Source organism: Streptomyces sp. NPDC043746 (assembly GCF_056436485.1).
In genome coordinates this window covers 36054-50975 of record NZ_JBWKCM010000005.1, presented here as the reverse complement: position 1 = coordinate 50975, position 14922 = coordinate 36054, and the positions used below count along the sequence as shown (strand labels likewise).

Here is a 14922-nt window from a genome sequence, read left to right as displayed (position 1 = left end):
ACGAGGGAAAGCAACAGTAAACCACAAAAAGCACACGCGACCAGCCCCCACCCCCCCCCCCCCCCCCCCCCCCCCCCCCCCCCCCCCCCCCCCCCCCCCCGGCGTTGAGCCGTTGAACCGCTGTCGGATCTACAGGTACGGTCCCGAGCGGATCGGCCCGTGCGGGTCGCTGCCGCCTTCCTCGTCCTCGTGGGCCATCCCGGGCGGCAGCGCGCGGCGCATCTGCTCCAGCTGGGCGCGGGCCGCCATCTGCTGGGCGAACAGCGCGGTCTGGATGCCGTGGAAGAGCCCTTCCAACCAGCCCACCAGCTGAGCCTGGGCGATCCGCAACTCGGCCTCGGAGGGCACCGAGCCATCCGTGAACGGCAGGGAGAGCCGCTCCAGCTCCTCCACCAGCTCCGGCGCGAGACCGTCCTCCAGCTCCTTCACGGAGCTGGCGTGGATCTCCTTGAGCCGGACGCGGCTCGCCTCGTCGAGAGGTGCCGCCCTGACCTCTTCCAGAAGCTGCTTGATCATGCTGCCGATGCGCATGACCTTCGCGGGCTGTTCGACCATTTCCGTCACCGGGACCTCGCGCGACTCGTCGTCACTGGCACCGCCGCCGACAGCCATTCCGTCCTGGCCCACGACAAGGACCTGCGGGTGCTCCTGCGACCGGTCATTCCTCGGCATCTCCATGCCGCCATTGTCTCGCACACGTGCCGTACACCAGGTTGGTGCCCCCGAAAGCGGAAGATCCACCGTTCTCGGGGGCACCGGATGCGATCGTCACCCCGCGCGCCGGGCCAGCTTCTGCCGGGAGCTGGTGAGGGCGGCGGCGAGGAGGCCGGCCAGCACCGGGACGACCAGGGCCAGCAGCGCGATGGTCGGCCACGGCATCACGATCGGTGTGTACGCCGACTGCATCGGATCGGCCCGCATGACCTTCAGGGCCTCCCGCAGGTCGGTCAGGCGCAGCGCGACCGCCGGGACGATCCCCGCCACTGTTCCCAGCAGCACCCCGGTCAGGGCGACCACCAGGCACTGGAAGCCGGAGAGCGAGCGCCGTACGCCCGGGGGCGCCCCCACCGCGTTGAGCGTGGTGAGATCGGCCTCCGCGTCGGCCTTGGAGAGCCCGGTGGTGATGGCCGCCGCGCCGAGCGTCACGACGCCCGCGAAGAGGGCGAGGATCAGCAGGGTCACCGCGTCGTCGCGCGGGTCGGCGGAGTTGGCGGTCCACGCGTACGCGTGGCGGCCGGCCTGCTCCAGCGCCGCGTCGACTGCCTGCTGCTCGGCGTCGGTCGGCTCGCGTCCCAGGGTGTAGATCGAGCCGATCTCCTGGGAGTGCAGGCCGAGCCGGTCCACGGTCCGCTGCGGCATGATCATCCGGATCCCCGGGGTCGCCGCGTAGCTGTCGGGGGCGACGTACACCTTCAGCCGGTCCGTGGTGGTGCGGGCCTCGCCGGGGTGGCGGTCGCGGTTCTCCTTGTCGCGCTCGTTGTAGAGGTGGCGGGCCTTGAGGGTGATCTCGCCGTCCTTCGCGTACGCCGAGTTGAGCAGGACGGGGGTGCCGGCGGCGAGGGCCTTCGCGGCCTTCGGGTCGTCGAGCTTGACGTACGAGGTGAGCAGGGCGGCGTCCCCGACGACGATCTTGTCGTCGTTGTAGCCGAAGGTGATCATGGTGTAGTTCTCGTCCATGCAGGCGGGCGACTTCATCAGCCGCTTGTGCTCCTCGGCCGAGATCCGCAGGGCCAGCTCCCTGGCACCCTTGCCCTTCAGAGGGCAGGAGCGGCCCTCCCCTGTGGGTTTGACGATCTCGAGAGTCCCGCAGCCGTCCTCCTCCTCGTAGTACACGGAGCAGTCGCTGCCCGCCCAGACCCGGCCGAGCCCGGCGGGGGACCCGCTGACCGGGTAGTGCTGCTCGACGGCGGCCCGTGCGCGGTGGAGGTCGGCCTTCTCGGCGGTGTCGGAGACCGTCAGGGCGGCGGTGCCCGCGGTGAGGTTGGGCTGGTGGTTGTAGGCCTGCTCGGCGGAGGTGCTCGCGGTGTACGTGGCGATGGCGACGCTGCCCGCGACGGCGGCCATGACGGCGGCGACGGCGGGTGCGGTACGGCCCCGGTTGCGGGCCGCGTCGCGCAGGGCGATCCGGGGTGTCAGCGGCAGTCGGCGGCCGAGCCGGCCGAGGCAGCCGACGATGACCGGGATGCAGCCGAGGAGACCCAGTTCGGCGAGGACGGAACCGGCGGCGACCAGTTTGGTGCTGCCGCTCAGGCCGCCGTAGGCGGCGATGGCGACCCCGCCCGCGAGCACGACCGTGCCGACGATCGGCAGGACACGGGAGCTGCGGCGGGAGCCGCGGCGGCCGGTGAGCGATTCCAGGACGGACTGACGGCCCGCCACGATTGCCGGGGCGAGTGCGGCGAGGACGCCCGTGACCAGGCCGAGTACGGCGATGGCGAGGATTTCCCAGGGCTGGACGGTCAGTTCGCCGAAGCGACGGCCGCTGAATTCCTCGATCATCGGGCGGAACAGGACGGTGAGGCCGAATCCGGCGCCGACCCCGACGATCGCGCCGACCCCGCCGAGCACCGCACCGCCCGCGAGCACCACCGCCCGGACCTGGCCGCGGGTGCCGCCGCAGGAGCCGACCAGGCCCAGCTGCCGCCGTGACCGGCGGGCGCCCACCGCGAAGGCCGGTCCGGCCAGCAGCACGATCTCCAGCAGGGCCATCGAGGCCACGGTGAGGGCCGCGGCGGTCAGCTCCGTGCGGCTGCTCGTCCAGCTCTGCGCGTGCGCGGCCATCGGGACTTCGGAGTTCGGCGGCGGGTCCAGGACGACCTGGCGGGCTCGTACCACCACGCCCTTCTCGTTGGCGGCGAGAATGTCCGGCCAGGTCACGCCCGCCCCTGGCGGTCCCTGGACCAGCCACCTCAGGCCGCTCGCCTGGGGCGGCAGGATCTCGCTGTCGCCCTCGGCGGCCTTCTGCCACGGGGCGATGACCGCGCCCGGGACGGCGAACAGGGACCTGTTCTTCAGCTCGGCGGGGAGTTCCACCGCGCCGGTGAGGGTGTAGACCTGCTGGGGGCCGCGCACGGTGACGCGGTCACCGACGGAGAGCCCGGAGGCGGCGAGGAAGGCCTCGGTCGCCGCCATCTCGTCCTCGGCCCGCGGGTAGGCGCCTTCGGTGAGTTCGACCCGGCCGCGCACCAGCGGGTCCGCGACCGCCAGTTCGGTGATCTGCGTGTCGGTGATGCCGTGGCGGGTCGTCACGGAGGCGGGCACGGACTGCTCGGTGAGGGAACGCGAGCCCTTCGGGAAGGTCGCGGCCACGTCGACGGGCTTCCGCTCGTCCTCGGGAGGGGGCTCCGGGGCGTTCTCGGGCGTCTGCCACATGACGCCGTCGGGCATCTGCCACAGGGGGACCGGGCCCAGTCCCTGGTCGGTGAAGAGGGCGTCCGCCGCTCCCAGATCCGCCGTCAGCTCCTCCGCGGCGGTGGGCAGGGCGGATCGGTACGTCAGGTCGGCGGCGGTCACGCCGAGGACCGGCAGGGCGATCATCGCGACGACGAGGGCGCTGCGGCCCTTGGCCCGCAGCGCGTCGCGTCGGGCTATGCGGAAGGCGGCGCGCCAGCCGGGGAAGAGGCTCACTCGGCGGTCCCGGAGGTTCCGGTGGAGGCTGCGGACCCGTTGCCTCTGCCGACGCCGGGGCTTCCCGGGGCCGCGGCCGTCAGCAGCGCGTCGGCGCCCGTGGTCAGCGTCTGGTCCACGATCGAACCGTCGCGGAGGAAGACGACCCGGTCCGCCCAGGCCGCGTAGCGGGGCTCATGGGTCACCATCACCCCCGCCGCTCCCCGGTCGCAGCGGGTGCGCAGCAGGGCGAGGACGGCCTCGCCGGTCTCGGAGTCGAGCGCTCCGGTCGGTTCGTCGGCGAGGACGAGGCGCCGGTCGCCGACGAGGGCGCGGGCGATGGCGACGCGCTGCTGCTGGCCGCCGGACATCTCGTCGGGGAAGCGGTCGGCTATCTCGGTCAGCTTCATCTCGGCCAGGGCGGCGAGGGCCTCCCTACGTGCCTTGCGCACGGAGACGCCGTCGAGTTCGCGGGGCAGCGCGATGTTCTCGGCGGCGGTCAGGGCCGGGATGAGGTTGTAGTCCTGGAAGACGTACCCGACGCTGCGGCGGCGCAGGGCGGCGAGCCCCTTGCGGCCGAGCGACGCGATGTCCTGGCCCTCGATGATCACCTGGCCGCTGCTGGCGTCGTCGAGCCCTCCGGCCAGGGTCAGCAGGGTGGACTTGCCGGAGCCGGAGGGCCCCATCACGGCGACCAGCTCACCCGGGTACACGGAGAGGCTGATCCCGCGCAGGGCGTGCACCTCGGCGACGCCGGAGCCGTGGGTACGGGTCAGCGCCCGGAGTTCGAGTACGGGGGCGCCCGCGGGTGTCCCGGGGGGCGGCGGCGGTGTGGCGGTGGGCGAGGACATGGCGGGTGGTTCCCCCTGGGAGCGATGGGTTCTGATACGGGAGGTGGCGATGGGGCCGCGGCCGTGCGGGCACGGGCGCCACGGCTTCGGGCGGGCTCCGTGCCGACCCGCCTCGGGGCCGGGTGCGGGCTCAGGGAGCCCCGGGGCCTCGGGCGGGCCGTGCCGGGTCTTCGCGCGGTTCGGCCCGCCGGGGTTCCGGGCGGGCGCGGCGTGCCTGAAGCCCGGGCGGGCTCAGCGGTGGGACTTCGGGCGGCCGGCCAGGGCGCGGGCCGCCCCCCGGACGGCCGCCGGGCCGGGCGCGGCCGGGGGCTCGGTGGCGGCGGCCTCGGCGAGGCGGACGAGCCGCGACTCGCAGTGGTCGAGCCAGCGGGCCTCGGCCTCCGCCTGGAAGATCAGCTGCTCCACCACGAGCAGCCAGGCCACCTCGTCCCGGTCGGCCGGGACGTCGGCCAGGGCCTGGGCCTTGAGCCGCGTGTAGTCCTGCATGGCCTTGAGGGTGTGGTGGCGCTGGGACTGGATGACATCACGGATGTCGACACCCGGGGCCCCCACGGCCATGGCGAGCTTGATGGCCAGCTCGTCGCGGGGCGGGTTCGTGCGGTCCACCGGGGTCCCGAACCAGCTGCGCAGCTCGGCGCGGCCCTCGTCGGTGATCGCGTAGAGGTCGTGCCCGGCCTCGTCGGCCCCGTCCTGCACGACCATGCCGTCGCGCTCCAGACGGCCGAGCGTCGTGTAGACCTGGCCGACGTTCAGGGGCCAGGTGGAGCCGGTGCGCGACTCGAACTCGGTGCGGAGCTGGGAGCCGTAGCGAGGGCCCCGTTCCAGGAGGGCCAGCAGCCCGTGGCGGATCGACATACTGAGTATGTATACCGAGTATGTTGGACCTGGCAAGTCACCCGGACGGTACGGCCACGGGGCGGAACGGTCAGTTCACGCGGCGCAAGCGGAATGCGAGGAAGGCGAGCCCGAGGCCGACCAGGGCGATGCCCGTGCCCAGCGAGACCTGCTGGACCTGCCGTACGGCGGCGGCGTCCAGAGCGCGTGCCGCCCGGGCATCCGGATCGCTGAAGGCGTCGGGCGGCGGGGTGAAGTCCTGCAGGCCGACGGGGGTGGGGTCAGGTTCGTCCGCCTCTTCCGCCGCTTCCTGAGACGGTTCCTGCCCGGCCTGGCTCTCGGCCCGCGCCAGCTCCAGCGGGGTCAGTGAACGCCCGGGGCGGGCCTTCCCGGCCCCGGCCTCGCGGCCGGCCAGCGGTGCGGTCGACCCCGACACCTCGACGGAAGCGGAACGGCTGGGGGAGGGCGGGCCCGAGCCTGCGGGGGCCTCGGCGCCGTCGACGTACGCGGAGTCGGACGAGAGGCCGTCACTCGGCTCCGCCGCACCGGAACCCAGCACTCCGGGCGGCCGGGGCAGCCCCGACGGCAGGACGAAGGAGGGCCCCACGCCCGAGGGAGAGCCCGGCACGGCCACCGGCACGGACCCGGACGGCGTGCTCGACGGGAGGAGGGGCGTGGCCGGGGGGCTCGTGGCCCCGGAGTCCCCGGGGGGACCGGAAGGCGGGGCGTCGGCCGAAGGGCCGTCCGCCGCGGCCGACGACGCGTGGGCGGTCCCGCCCGGCGGGTTCAGCGGTCCCCACGGTCCCAGCGCCGCGCCGACCGCCACCAGCAGGCAGACCGCCCGCCTCGACGGCCACGCGGCCGGAAGTCCTGGAGCCATGAGATCAGCGTCACACGGGCTCTCCCATCCGGCACCCCGGACGGGACAGAAGAAGATAACCGGCCATGACGGGTCGACTGCCGACCCGTAATGAAGAGCCGAAGCCCTCACAGTGATCAGAAACGAACACCCCGAGAAGCCCGAGACCAAGCCCCGGCGCCCCCGCCCGGCCTCAGGAAGTCCGACCCGAGGAAGCCCGACCCCGGGGAGCCCGGCCTCAGGAAGCCCGCCCCGTCGACACCTTCAGCTCGAAGTGGGCGCCGCGCTCGGAGACCGCCGTACCCGAGGACGGGAACTGCCCCACGATCTGGCCTTCCGCGTACGTGTTGCCCGGCTCCTCGATCTCCTTGATCGTCCAGCCGGCGGCAGCCGCGCACTCCTTGGCCGAGAGGATGTCCTTGTAGACGAAGTTGGGCGCCTGGACCTTCTTCGGGTCGTTGGAGTCCTCGGTGGCGTCCGTGCAGGCCGTGGTCTTCATCGTCCGGTTGCGCTCCGGCGGCCGGTAGCCCTCCTCCGTGGAGGTGTCGCTGGTCCCCGGGTCACCGCCCTTGCCCGCCTGGTCGCCGCCCTTCTTGTCCTGGAGGGCGAGCGCGGTGATCAGACCGCCGACGGCGAGGAGCGCGACGACGACCGCGCCGACGACGACCGGCATGTTCCGCTTGGCGGAGGAGCCTCCCGTCGTACCGACCGCCGCCGTCGGGGCCTGCGGGTTGATCGTGTAGGGCGGCGGCGTCTGGTGGGCGAGCGGGCCCGGCGTCGGGTAGCTCTGGGCCGCCTGCGGGTAGCCGTAGCCCGGCGCGGGCGTCGGGGTCGGCTGGTTGTACGGCCCCGGGTGCTGCTGGTGCTGCGGATGCGGCTGGTACGGCGTCTGGACGCTCGGCGGGGCGGCGGTGGCCTGGTCGACCGGCGGGAACACCGCCGAGCCGACGCCCGCGCCGCTGTTGGCCGGTCCGCCGCCCGCCACGATCATCGGGGCGCCGGTCTGGCCGCCCGAGGCGTTCAGCACCCGGGCGATCTCGTCGCGCATCGCCGCGGCGCTGGGGAAGCGCTCGTTCGGGTTCTTCTTCAGGGCGCGGGCCACGAGGGCGTCCATCGCCGGGGTGACCGACCGGTTGATGCTGGAGGGCGCGACCGGCTCCTCCTGCACATGCGCGTACGCGATGGCGAGCGGGGAGTCCGCGTCGAACGGGATGCGGCCGGTGAGCAGATGGAAGAGCATGATGCCGACCGAGTACAGGTCGGAGCGGGCGTCGACACCGCGGCCGAGGGCCTGTTCGGGGGAGAGGTACTGCGGGGTGCCGACGACCATGCCGGTCTGCGTCATCGAGGTCACGCCGGACTGCATGGCGCGGGCGATGCCGAAGTCCATGACCTTCACGACGCCGCGCTTGGTCATCATCACGTTGCCGGGCTTGATGTCGCGGTGGACCAGGCCCATTTCGTGGCTGGTCTCCAGCGCGGCCAGCACGTCGGCCGTCACCTTGAGCGCCTTGTCGGCGGGCATCGCCCCGTACTGCCGGATGTCGGCGGCCAGCACCGAGCCGAGCGGCTGCCCCTCGACGTACTCCATGACGATGTACGGCATCAGCGCGCCGCCGAGCTCGTCCTCGCCGGTGTCGAAGACCGAGACGATGTTGGTGTGCTGGAGCTTGGCGACGGCCTGCGCCTCACGCCGGAACCGCTCGCGGAACGACTGCTCGCGCCCCAGCTCGGTGTGGAGGGTCTTGATCGCGACCTGGCGGTCCAGGGCGGAGTCGTAGGCGAGGTAGACGGAGGCCATGCCGCCCTCGCCGAGCAGGTCGCGCAGTTGGTAGCGGCCGCCTGCCACCGCTCCGCCCGCATAGCGGCCCTGTGCGCCGTCCTGGCTCATGACTTGCTTCCCCCTCGGCGGCGCGGCCACGACATCCGGCGGGCGGCACGCACGGTGCTGCCCACGCGATGTTTCTGTAGGACGCGGTCGCGTGCGACCTGGTTCCGTGTTCCGTACGACGTTCCGTACTACGCGATGACGCGCCAAGTCTGCCCGAGGGGTCCGACACGTCAAGCCGGGTGCCCGTTCCGTGACCCTACGCACAAGAAGCGTCGCGGAAGCGTTACAGGAATCGCATGCCGGAGGGGTGTGAGGCGCGCCGGGCGGTCGGATGATCGGTCCGGTGCGGAACCTGGGTGTCCGGCGAAGGCTGTAGCGTGACGTGGCAATGCAGCAAGGCATCGTGAGAACCCGCGGACGCGCGGACAGATACGACGGCGAGGACTGATGGCACCCGATTCCGAAGCAAACGGCGGCGGAGTTTCGGATGGCTCCGACGCCTGGGGTGTCGGAGGCGTCGTCGGTGACGGACGCTACCGGATGACCTACCGGCTCGGCCGTGGCGGCATGGCGGAGGTGTACGCGGCGGAGGACGTCCGGCTCGGACGCACGGTCGCGGTCAAGCTGCTCCGCTCCGACCTGGCCGAGGACCCGGTCTCCAAAGCCCGTTTCACGCGCGAGGCACAGTCCGTCGCCGGTCTCAACCACCATGCGATCGTCGCCGTGTACGACTCCGGCGAGGACGTCGTGGGCGGTCAGACCGTCCCGTACATCGTGATGGAGCTGGTCGAGGGCCGCACCATCCGCGACCTCCTGCTGACCGCCGAGGCGCCCCCGCCCGAGCAGGCGCTCATCATCGTCTCCGGGGTGCTGGAGGCGCTGGCCTACTCCCACCAGCACGGCATTGTGCACCGGGACATCAAGCCCGCCAACGTGATCATCACGGACTCGGGCGCGGTCAAGGTGATGGACTTCGGCATCGCGCGGGCGCTGCACGGAGCCCAGTCGACGATGACCCAGACCGGCATGGTCATGGGCACGCCGCAGTACCTCTCCCCCGAGCAGGCGCTCGGCAAGGCCGTCGACCACCGTTCCGACCTGTACGCCACCGGGTGCCTGCTCTACGAACTGCTGGCGCTGCGGCCCCCGTTCACCGGTGAGACCCCGCTCTCGGTGGTCTACCAGCACGTCCAGGACATGCCGGTCCCGCCGTCCGAGGTGCTGGACGCGGTGCCGCCGGAGCTGGACGGGCTGGCGATGCGCTCGCTGGCCAAGGATCCGGACGACCGGTTCCAGAGCGCCGAGGAGATGCGCGGGCTCGTCCAGTACAGCCTGCAGATGCTCCAGGTGCAGGGCGGCCACACCGGCACGTGGAACACCGGCCCGGTCACGCTCCACGAGGGCGGACAGGCCCCGCCGCACGGGATGTCGGGCTCGACCCGGGCCATGGGCTACCCGGCCCACGGCGACACCTCGCAGGGCCCGATCCTGCCACCGCTCAACCCGGACGACGGCGGTTACGACGGCGGCCAGCGCCCCGGTGGCGGGCGCTCGAAGATGTGGCTCTTCGTTCTGCTCGCCCTGGTCGCGATCGGTGCCGGGGTCGCCTTCGCCATCAGCGCGACGAAGGACGACAGCAAGGAGAAGGAGCCGGTCAAGCCGTCCACCTCGGTGAGTTCGACCCAGGAGGAGCCCTCACAGGAGCCGTCCGAGGAGCCCGAGGAGCCCGAGCAGCCGAGCAACTCCTCGGGCGGTGGCCGGACCCAGCCGAACCTGCCGCCGTGGACGCCGGACCCGGTGCCGAGTCAGCCGTCGTTCACCCCGTCCCCGACCCCGTCCGACAACACGGACGCCGGTACGACGGACGGCGCCACCAACGAAGGCACCAGCGGCGAACCGAGCGGCGACCCCGTGCCTCCCACCACCGACCCGGGCACGTCCGGCAACCCGGGGGGCAGCGGCGGCGACGCGGGTGCCTCCGAAGGCGCGACCGGCGGAAGCGGGGGCAGCGGCGGTCCGGGGGACACGGCCGGCCCTGGGGGAGGCACGCCTCAGTAGGGCGGGCTCCGAGGAGGCCATCGCGCATGCGTGGCCTCCTGGGCGCGCTCCGCGTCACTCCGTGAACGCCGCGCAGACCGCCTCGTACTCACGCGTCCACCACACCGCCAGGGCCGACACCGCGGGAAACTGCGGGTCGGCCCTTCGGTCGTCCAGGCGGTAGCGCCAGCGGAGTATCCAGAAGTCGTTGAGCCGCTCCCACCACACCCGGTGCACGGCGGCGGCCAGTTCGGCGGAGTCCGCCCCCGCCGCACGCCGGTAGGCGCGGGCGTACGCCCGCACTTTCGGCAGGTCCAGCTCCCCGCCCGGCTGGACGAAGAAGATGGCCGCGGCCCGGACCGCCTCTTCGGCGCGCGGCTGCACCCCCAGCCGGTCCCAGTCCACGATGGCGACCGGATCGGCGCCCCGGTAAAGGAGGTTGAGGGGGTGGAAGTCCCCGTGCACCCACCCGGTGGCGGGGCCGTCCGGGGTGGGCGGCCTGCGGTGGGCGTGCTGTTCGAGCAGGGCCCGGCGCTCCACGAGCCGGTGCACGGCCAGCTCGTCGAAGGCGTCGCGGGGGGTGTTCCGGGGCCGCTCCCCCCGGGCCGCGGCCAGCAGTTCGTCGATGAGCGCGAAGGTGTCGGCGGCGTGCGGGCTGCCGTAGCCGGCGGGTAACGGCCCCTTTGGCGAACCGCGTTCGCCACCCGTGTCCATCACCGGCATGACCTGCTCAAGAGCGGTGTGTACGGCTCCGAGGAGCGTCCCGAGACGCCGGGACTGGTGGGGGGTGAGCTGGGACCCGACGCGGTGCAGTCCGTCGACCCAGGGGTGCAGGGCGTAGCAGCGGTCGCCGATCACCGTGACCGTGGTGCCCTCCGCATCGGTCAGCGGGGGGACGACGGGCACCCCGAGGGAGGCGAGGCGCTGGGTGGCGTGGTGCTGGCGCACGATCGTGGCGCGTTCACCGGTGGCGTCGCCGATGTGCTTCTTGTCGAGATGGTGCTTGAGGAAGTAGGAGCCGCGGGTGGTGGAGACGCGGTATCCGTGGTTCAGCAGGCCCTTGGTGATCGGTTCGCAGGCGAGCGGTTCTCCCGCGTCCGGGTAGCGGCGCAGCACCTCGCCGACCGGAGGAACTGGTGGGCGGGTTACATATGAGCGCGGCACTTACCAAATGGTAGATCACGCTGCGTGGCGGACAAGCGGACTTGCGCCGAAGTCGAGAGTGTGCTCAGTGACGACGTGCGGGTCGACCCGGAGGTAGGCCGGAGCGAAGGGTTCCCCGTTGGCGCGGGCGGGTGCGGGGCCGAAGAGTCCGGCCTGTTCGGGGCAGGGATGGACGATCTCGGCGGGCCCGGTGAACTGCACGGACCACAGGTCGCCGCCGCCCGCTCCGGCGGTGGCCGCGTTGTAGTTGTCGGCCCCGTAGGTGACGACGCTGCCGTCGCACGCCTCGTGGTAGCCGAAGCCGCGGTGCATCCGCAGCAGGATCCGGCCGTCGCACACCACGTGCCGGGCGACCGCCAGGAACGGCAGGGCGCGCATGCTGGTGGCGAGGCGGCCGTACGGGACCCGGCGCAGCAGCTCGATCGCGGCGGTCGAAGAGGGCGACCCGGGCGCGCGGTGTTCGTCGGTGGGCATACGGTCCACTCTGCGCCAGGTGGAGGAGCCGGGTAAGAGTCCCCGGCCCCGGGCGGCCCGGGACCAAAGTCCCTTCCGGAGCGCGAGGGCGGCCCCCGGAACCGGTCCCTCAGCGGCGCTCGGCCTGGAGCCGTGCGACGTACGCGGCGGCCTGCGAGCGGCGCTCCATGCCGAGCTTGGACAGCAGGCTGGAGACGTAGTTCTTGATCGTCTTCTCCGCGAGGTGCAGCCGCTCCCCGATGACCCGGTTGGTCAGTCCCTCCCCGATCAGGTCCAGGATCCTGCGCTCCTGCTCGGTCAGGTCGGCGAGCCGGTCGTCACCCTTGGCCCTTCCGCCGTCGCGCAGCCGCTCCAGCACCCGGGCGGTGGCCACAGGGTCCAGCAGGGACTTTCCGGCGGCGACGTCCCGGACGGCACTGAGCAGCTCGTTCCCGCGGATCGCCTTGAGCACATATCCCGACGCACCGGCCATGATCGCGTCGAAAAGGGCCTCGTCGTCGGCGTACGAGGTGAGCATCAGGCAGGCGATGCCCTCGTCCAGCGAACGGACCTCCCGGCACACCTCCACACCGCTGCCGTCGGGCAGCCGCACGTCGAGCACCGCCACATCGGGACGCGTCGCCGGAATCCTGACCAGGGCGTCGGCGGCCGTCCCCGCCTCGCCGACCACCTCGATGTCCGGTTCGGAGGCGAGCAGCTCATGGACGCCGCGCCGGACGACCTCGTGATCGTCGAGCAGAAATACCGTGATTTTTCCATCTTCGCGCACGATCGCAGTCTCACATACTCGACCCTCCTCCGCTCTTCCCAGCCGCTGATCCGCGGGATAACGTGCCGTTGTTCCGGCTGCCTGCAAGGCTGTTCCCAGTGCTGTGACCAGCAGAACTTCGCGATTTTTTCGATTTACTTGGAAATCCAAGCAAAATCGCAGGTCAGATAGGGTTTCGCAGTTATGCGATGCACTGGGTAACGTGCTTATGACAGGACACTCGCCGGGGCACCTGTCACGCCTGTATCCCGGCCGAGAAGCACCCACCCCGTGCACGGGTCCGGACACAGGCGAGCCGCACTGGTCTCCCGGCAGACCCCGGGGGCCGGACCGACGGAGGAGCACGCACGTGACCGTGGAGAGCACTGCCGCCGCGCGTAAACCGCGACGCGCCAGTAAGCGGACCAGCGCCGCGAAGAAGCCGCAGAGTTCCGAGCCCCAGCTCGTGCAGCTGCTGACGCCCGAGGGCGAGCGCGTCGAGCACCCGGACTACAGCATCGATCTGAGCGCCGAGGAGCTGCGCGCTCTGTTCCGGGACATGGTGCTCACCCGCCGTTTCGACGCCGAGGCGACCGCCCTCCAGCGTCAGGGCGAGCTGGGTCTGTGGGCCTCGCTGCTGGGCCAAGAGGCCGCGCAGATCGGCAGCGGCCGGGCGCTGCGCGACGACGACTACGTCTTCCCGACCTACCGCGAACACGGCGTGGCCTGGTGCCGCGGGGTCGACCCCACCAACCTGCTGGGCATGTTCCGCGGGGTGAACCACGGTGGCTGGGACCCGACCACCAACAACTTCCACCTGTACACGATCGTCATCGGCTCGCAGACCCTGCACGCCACCGGTTACGCCATGGGCGTGGCCAAGGACGGCGCCGACTCGGCCGTGATCGCGTACTTCGGCGACGGGGCCTCCAGCCAGGGCGACGTCGCGGAGTCGTTCACCTTCTCCGCGGTCTACAACGCCCCGGTCGTGTTCTTCTGCCAGAACAACCAGTGGGCCATCTCCGAGCCCACCGAGCGCCAGACCCGTGTGCCGCTCTACCAGCGCGCGCAGGGGTACGGCTTCCCCGGCGTCCGCGTCGACGGCAACGACGTCCTGGCCTGTCTGGCCGTGACCCGCTCCGCGCTGGAGCGCGCCCGCCGGGGCGAGGGCCCGACCCTGGTCGAGGCGTTCACCTACCGCATGGGCGCCCACACCACCTCCGACGACCCGACCAAGTACCGCGCGGACGACGAGCGCGCCGCCTGGGAGGCCAAGGACCCGATCCTGCGGCTGCGGACGTACCTGGAGAAGGAGAAGCTCGCCGACGAGGCGTTCTTCACCGAGCTGGAGGCGGAGAGCGAGACCCTCGGCAAGCGCGTACGCGAGGCGGTGCGGGCGATGCCCGACCCGGAGCCGATGGCCCTCTTCGAGCACGGCTACGCCGACGGCAACTCCCTCGTCGACGAGGAGCGTGCCCAGTTCGCCGCCTACCAGGCATCGTTCGCAGACTCCGCCGAGGAGGGCAAGTAGCCATGGCCGTGGAGAAGATGTCCATCGCGAAAGCGCTCAACGAGTCGCTGCGCCACGCTCTCGACACCGACCCCAAGGTCCTCATCATGGGTGAGGACGTCGGGAAGCTCGGCGGTGTCTTCCGGATCACCGACGGCCTCCAGAAGGACTTCGGCGAGGACCGGGTGATCGACACCCCGCTCGCGGAGTCCGGCATCGTCGGCACCGCGATCGGTCTGGCCCTGCGCGGCTACCGCCCCGTCGTCGAGATCCAGTTCGACGGCTTCGTCTTCCCCGCGTACGACCAGATCGTCACGCAGCTCGCCAAGATGCACGCCCGCGCGCTCGGCAAGATCAAGCTCCCGGTCGTCGTCCGCATCCCGTACGGCGGTGGCATCGGCGCGGTCGAGCACCACTCCGAGTCCCCCGAGGCGCTCTTCGCCCACGTGGCGGGCCTCAAGGTGGTCTCGCCGTCCACCGCGAGCGACGCCTACTGGATGATGCAGCAGGCCGTCCAGAGCGACGACCCGGTCATCTTCTTCGAGCCCAAGCGGCGCTACTGGGACAAGAGCGAGGTCGACACCGACGCGATCCCGGGCCCGCTGCACAAGGCCGTCACCGTCCGCGAGGGCAGCGACCTGACGCTCGTCGCGTACGGCCCGATGGTCAAGGTCTGCCTGGAGGCGGCCGCGGCCGCGCAGGAGGAGGGGAAGTCGATCGAGGTCCTGGACCTGCGCTCGATGTCCCCGATCGACTTCGACACCGTCCAGGCCTCGGTCGAGAAGACCGGCCGGCTCGTGGTCGTCCACGAGGCGCCCGTCTTCTACGGCTCCGGCGCGGAGATCGCCGCCCGGATCACCGAGCGCAGCTTCTACCACCTGGAGGCCCCCGTCCTGCGGGTCGGCGGCTACCACGCGCCCTATCCGCCGGCGCGGCTGGAGGAGGAGTACCTGCCGGGTCTGGACCGGGTGCTCGACGCCGTCGACCGCTCACTGGCGTACTGAGAGG

The 14922-nt window shown here is 72.0% G+C and carries 12 protein-coding genes; 3 read left to right on the top strand and 9 right to left on the bottom strand.

Annotation, left to right across the window (positions count from 1 at the left end):
• Positions 1–129: 129 nt before the first annotated feature.
• From AC0682_RS07540 to AC0682_RS07515, 6 genes are all read right to left on the bottom strand, one after another.
• Complete coding sequence (locus AC0682_RS07540; protein WP_478531525.1) at positions 130–678, bottom strand: bacterial proteasome activator family protein; 549 nt, start codon at positions 676–678, stop codon at positions 130–132.
• A gap of 90 nt (positions 679–768) precedes the next feature.
• Positions 769–3627, bottom strand: a complete 2859-nt coding sequence (locus AC0682_RS07535; protein WP_478531523.1) for an FtsX-like permease family protein — start codon at positions 3625–3627, stop codon at positions 769–771.
• Positions 3624–4457 carry an ABC transporter ATP-binding protein gene (locus AC0682_RS07530; RefSeq protein ID WP_478531521.1) on the bottom strand — a complete coding sequence of 278 codons (834 nt, stop codon included), beginning with the start codon at positions 4455–4457 and terminating at the stop codon, positions 3624–3626. Before AC0682_RS07530 ends, AC0682_RS07535 begins: the two co-directional genes overlap by 4 nt.
• A 231-nt stretch (positions 4458–4688) precedes the next feature.
• Positions 4689–5312, bottom strand: a complete 624-nt coding sequence (locus tag AC0682_RS07525) for a PadR family transcriptional regulator (RefSeq protein WP_478531520.1) — start codon at positions 5310–5312, stop codon at positions 4689–4691.
• Positions 5313–5382: 70 nt separating this feature from the next.
• Positions 5383–6171, bottom strand: a complete 789-nt coding sequence (locus tag AC0682_RS07520) for a hypothetical protein (RefSeq protein WP_478531519.1) — start codon at positions 6169–6171, stop codon at positions 5383–5385.
• Positions 6172–6388: 217 nt separating this feature from the next.
• The gene (locus tag AC0682_RS07515) at positions 6389–8041 is read right to left on the bottom strand and encodes a protein kinase domain-containing protein (protein WP_478531518.1); all 1653 of its coding nucleotides are present in this window, start codon (positions 8039–8041) and stop codon (positions 6389–6391) included.
• 387 nt (positions 8042–8428) lie between these two features.
• Here AC0682_RS07515 and AC0682_RS07510 point away from each other — a divergent pair, with 387 nt between their 5' ends.
• Positions 8429–10039: a protein kinase domain-containing protein gene (locus AC0682_RS07510; protein WP_478531517.1), complete on the top strand. Its 1611-nt coding sequence runs from the start codon at positions 8429–8431 to the stop codon at positions 10037–10039.
• Positions 10040–10093: 54 nt separating this feature from the next.
• Here AC0682_RS07510 and AC0682_RS07505 read toward each other — a convergent pair whose 3' ends face one another.
• From AC0682_RS07505 to AC0682_RS07495, 3 genes are all read right to left on the bottom strand, one after another.
• Positions 10094–11134: a phosphotransferase gene (locus AC0682_RS07505; protein WP_478531745.1), complete on the bottom strand. Its 1041-nt coding sequence runs from the start codon at positions 11132–11134 to the stop codon at positions 10094–10096.
• Positions 11135–11197: 63 nt separating this feature from the next.
• A complete protein-coding gene (locus AC0682_RS07500; protein WP_478531515.1) occupies positions 11198–11656 on the bottom strand; it encodes a pyridoxamine 5'-phosphate oxidase family protein in 459 nt (152 codons plus the stop codon).
• 109 nt (positions 11657–11765) lie between these two features.
• Positions 11766–12425, bottom strand: a complete 660-nt coding sequence (locus tag AC0682_RS07495; protein WP_478531513.1) for a response regulator — start codon at positions 12423–12425, stop codon at positions 11766–11768.
• A 349-nt stretch (positions 12426–12774) separates the two neighbouring features.
• Between AC0682_RS07495 and pdhA the strand changes: the two genes are divergently transcribed.
• Complete coding sequence (gene pdhA, locus AC0682_RS07490; RefSeq protein ID WP_254812165.1) at positions 12775–13935, top strand: pyruvate dehydrogenase (acetyl-transferring) E1 component subunit alpha; 1161 nt, start codon at positions 12775–12777, stop codon at positions 13933–13935.
• Between the two features lie 2 nt (positions 13936–13937).
• Positions 13938–14918, top strand: a complete 981-nt coding sequence (locus AC0682_RS07485; RefSeq protein ID WP_254812166.1) for an alpha-ketoacid dehydrogenase subunit beta — start codon at positions 13938–13940, stop codon at positions 14916–14918.
• Positions 14919–14922: the final 4 nt, after the last annotated feature.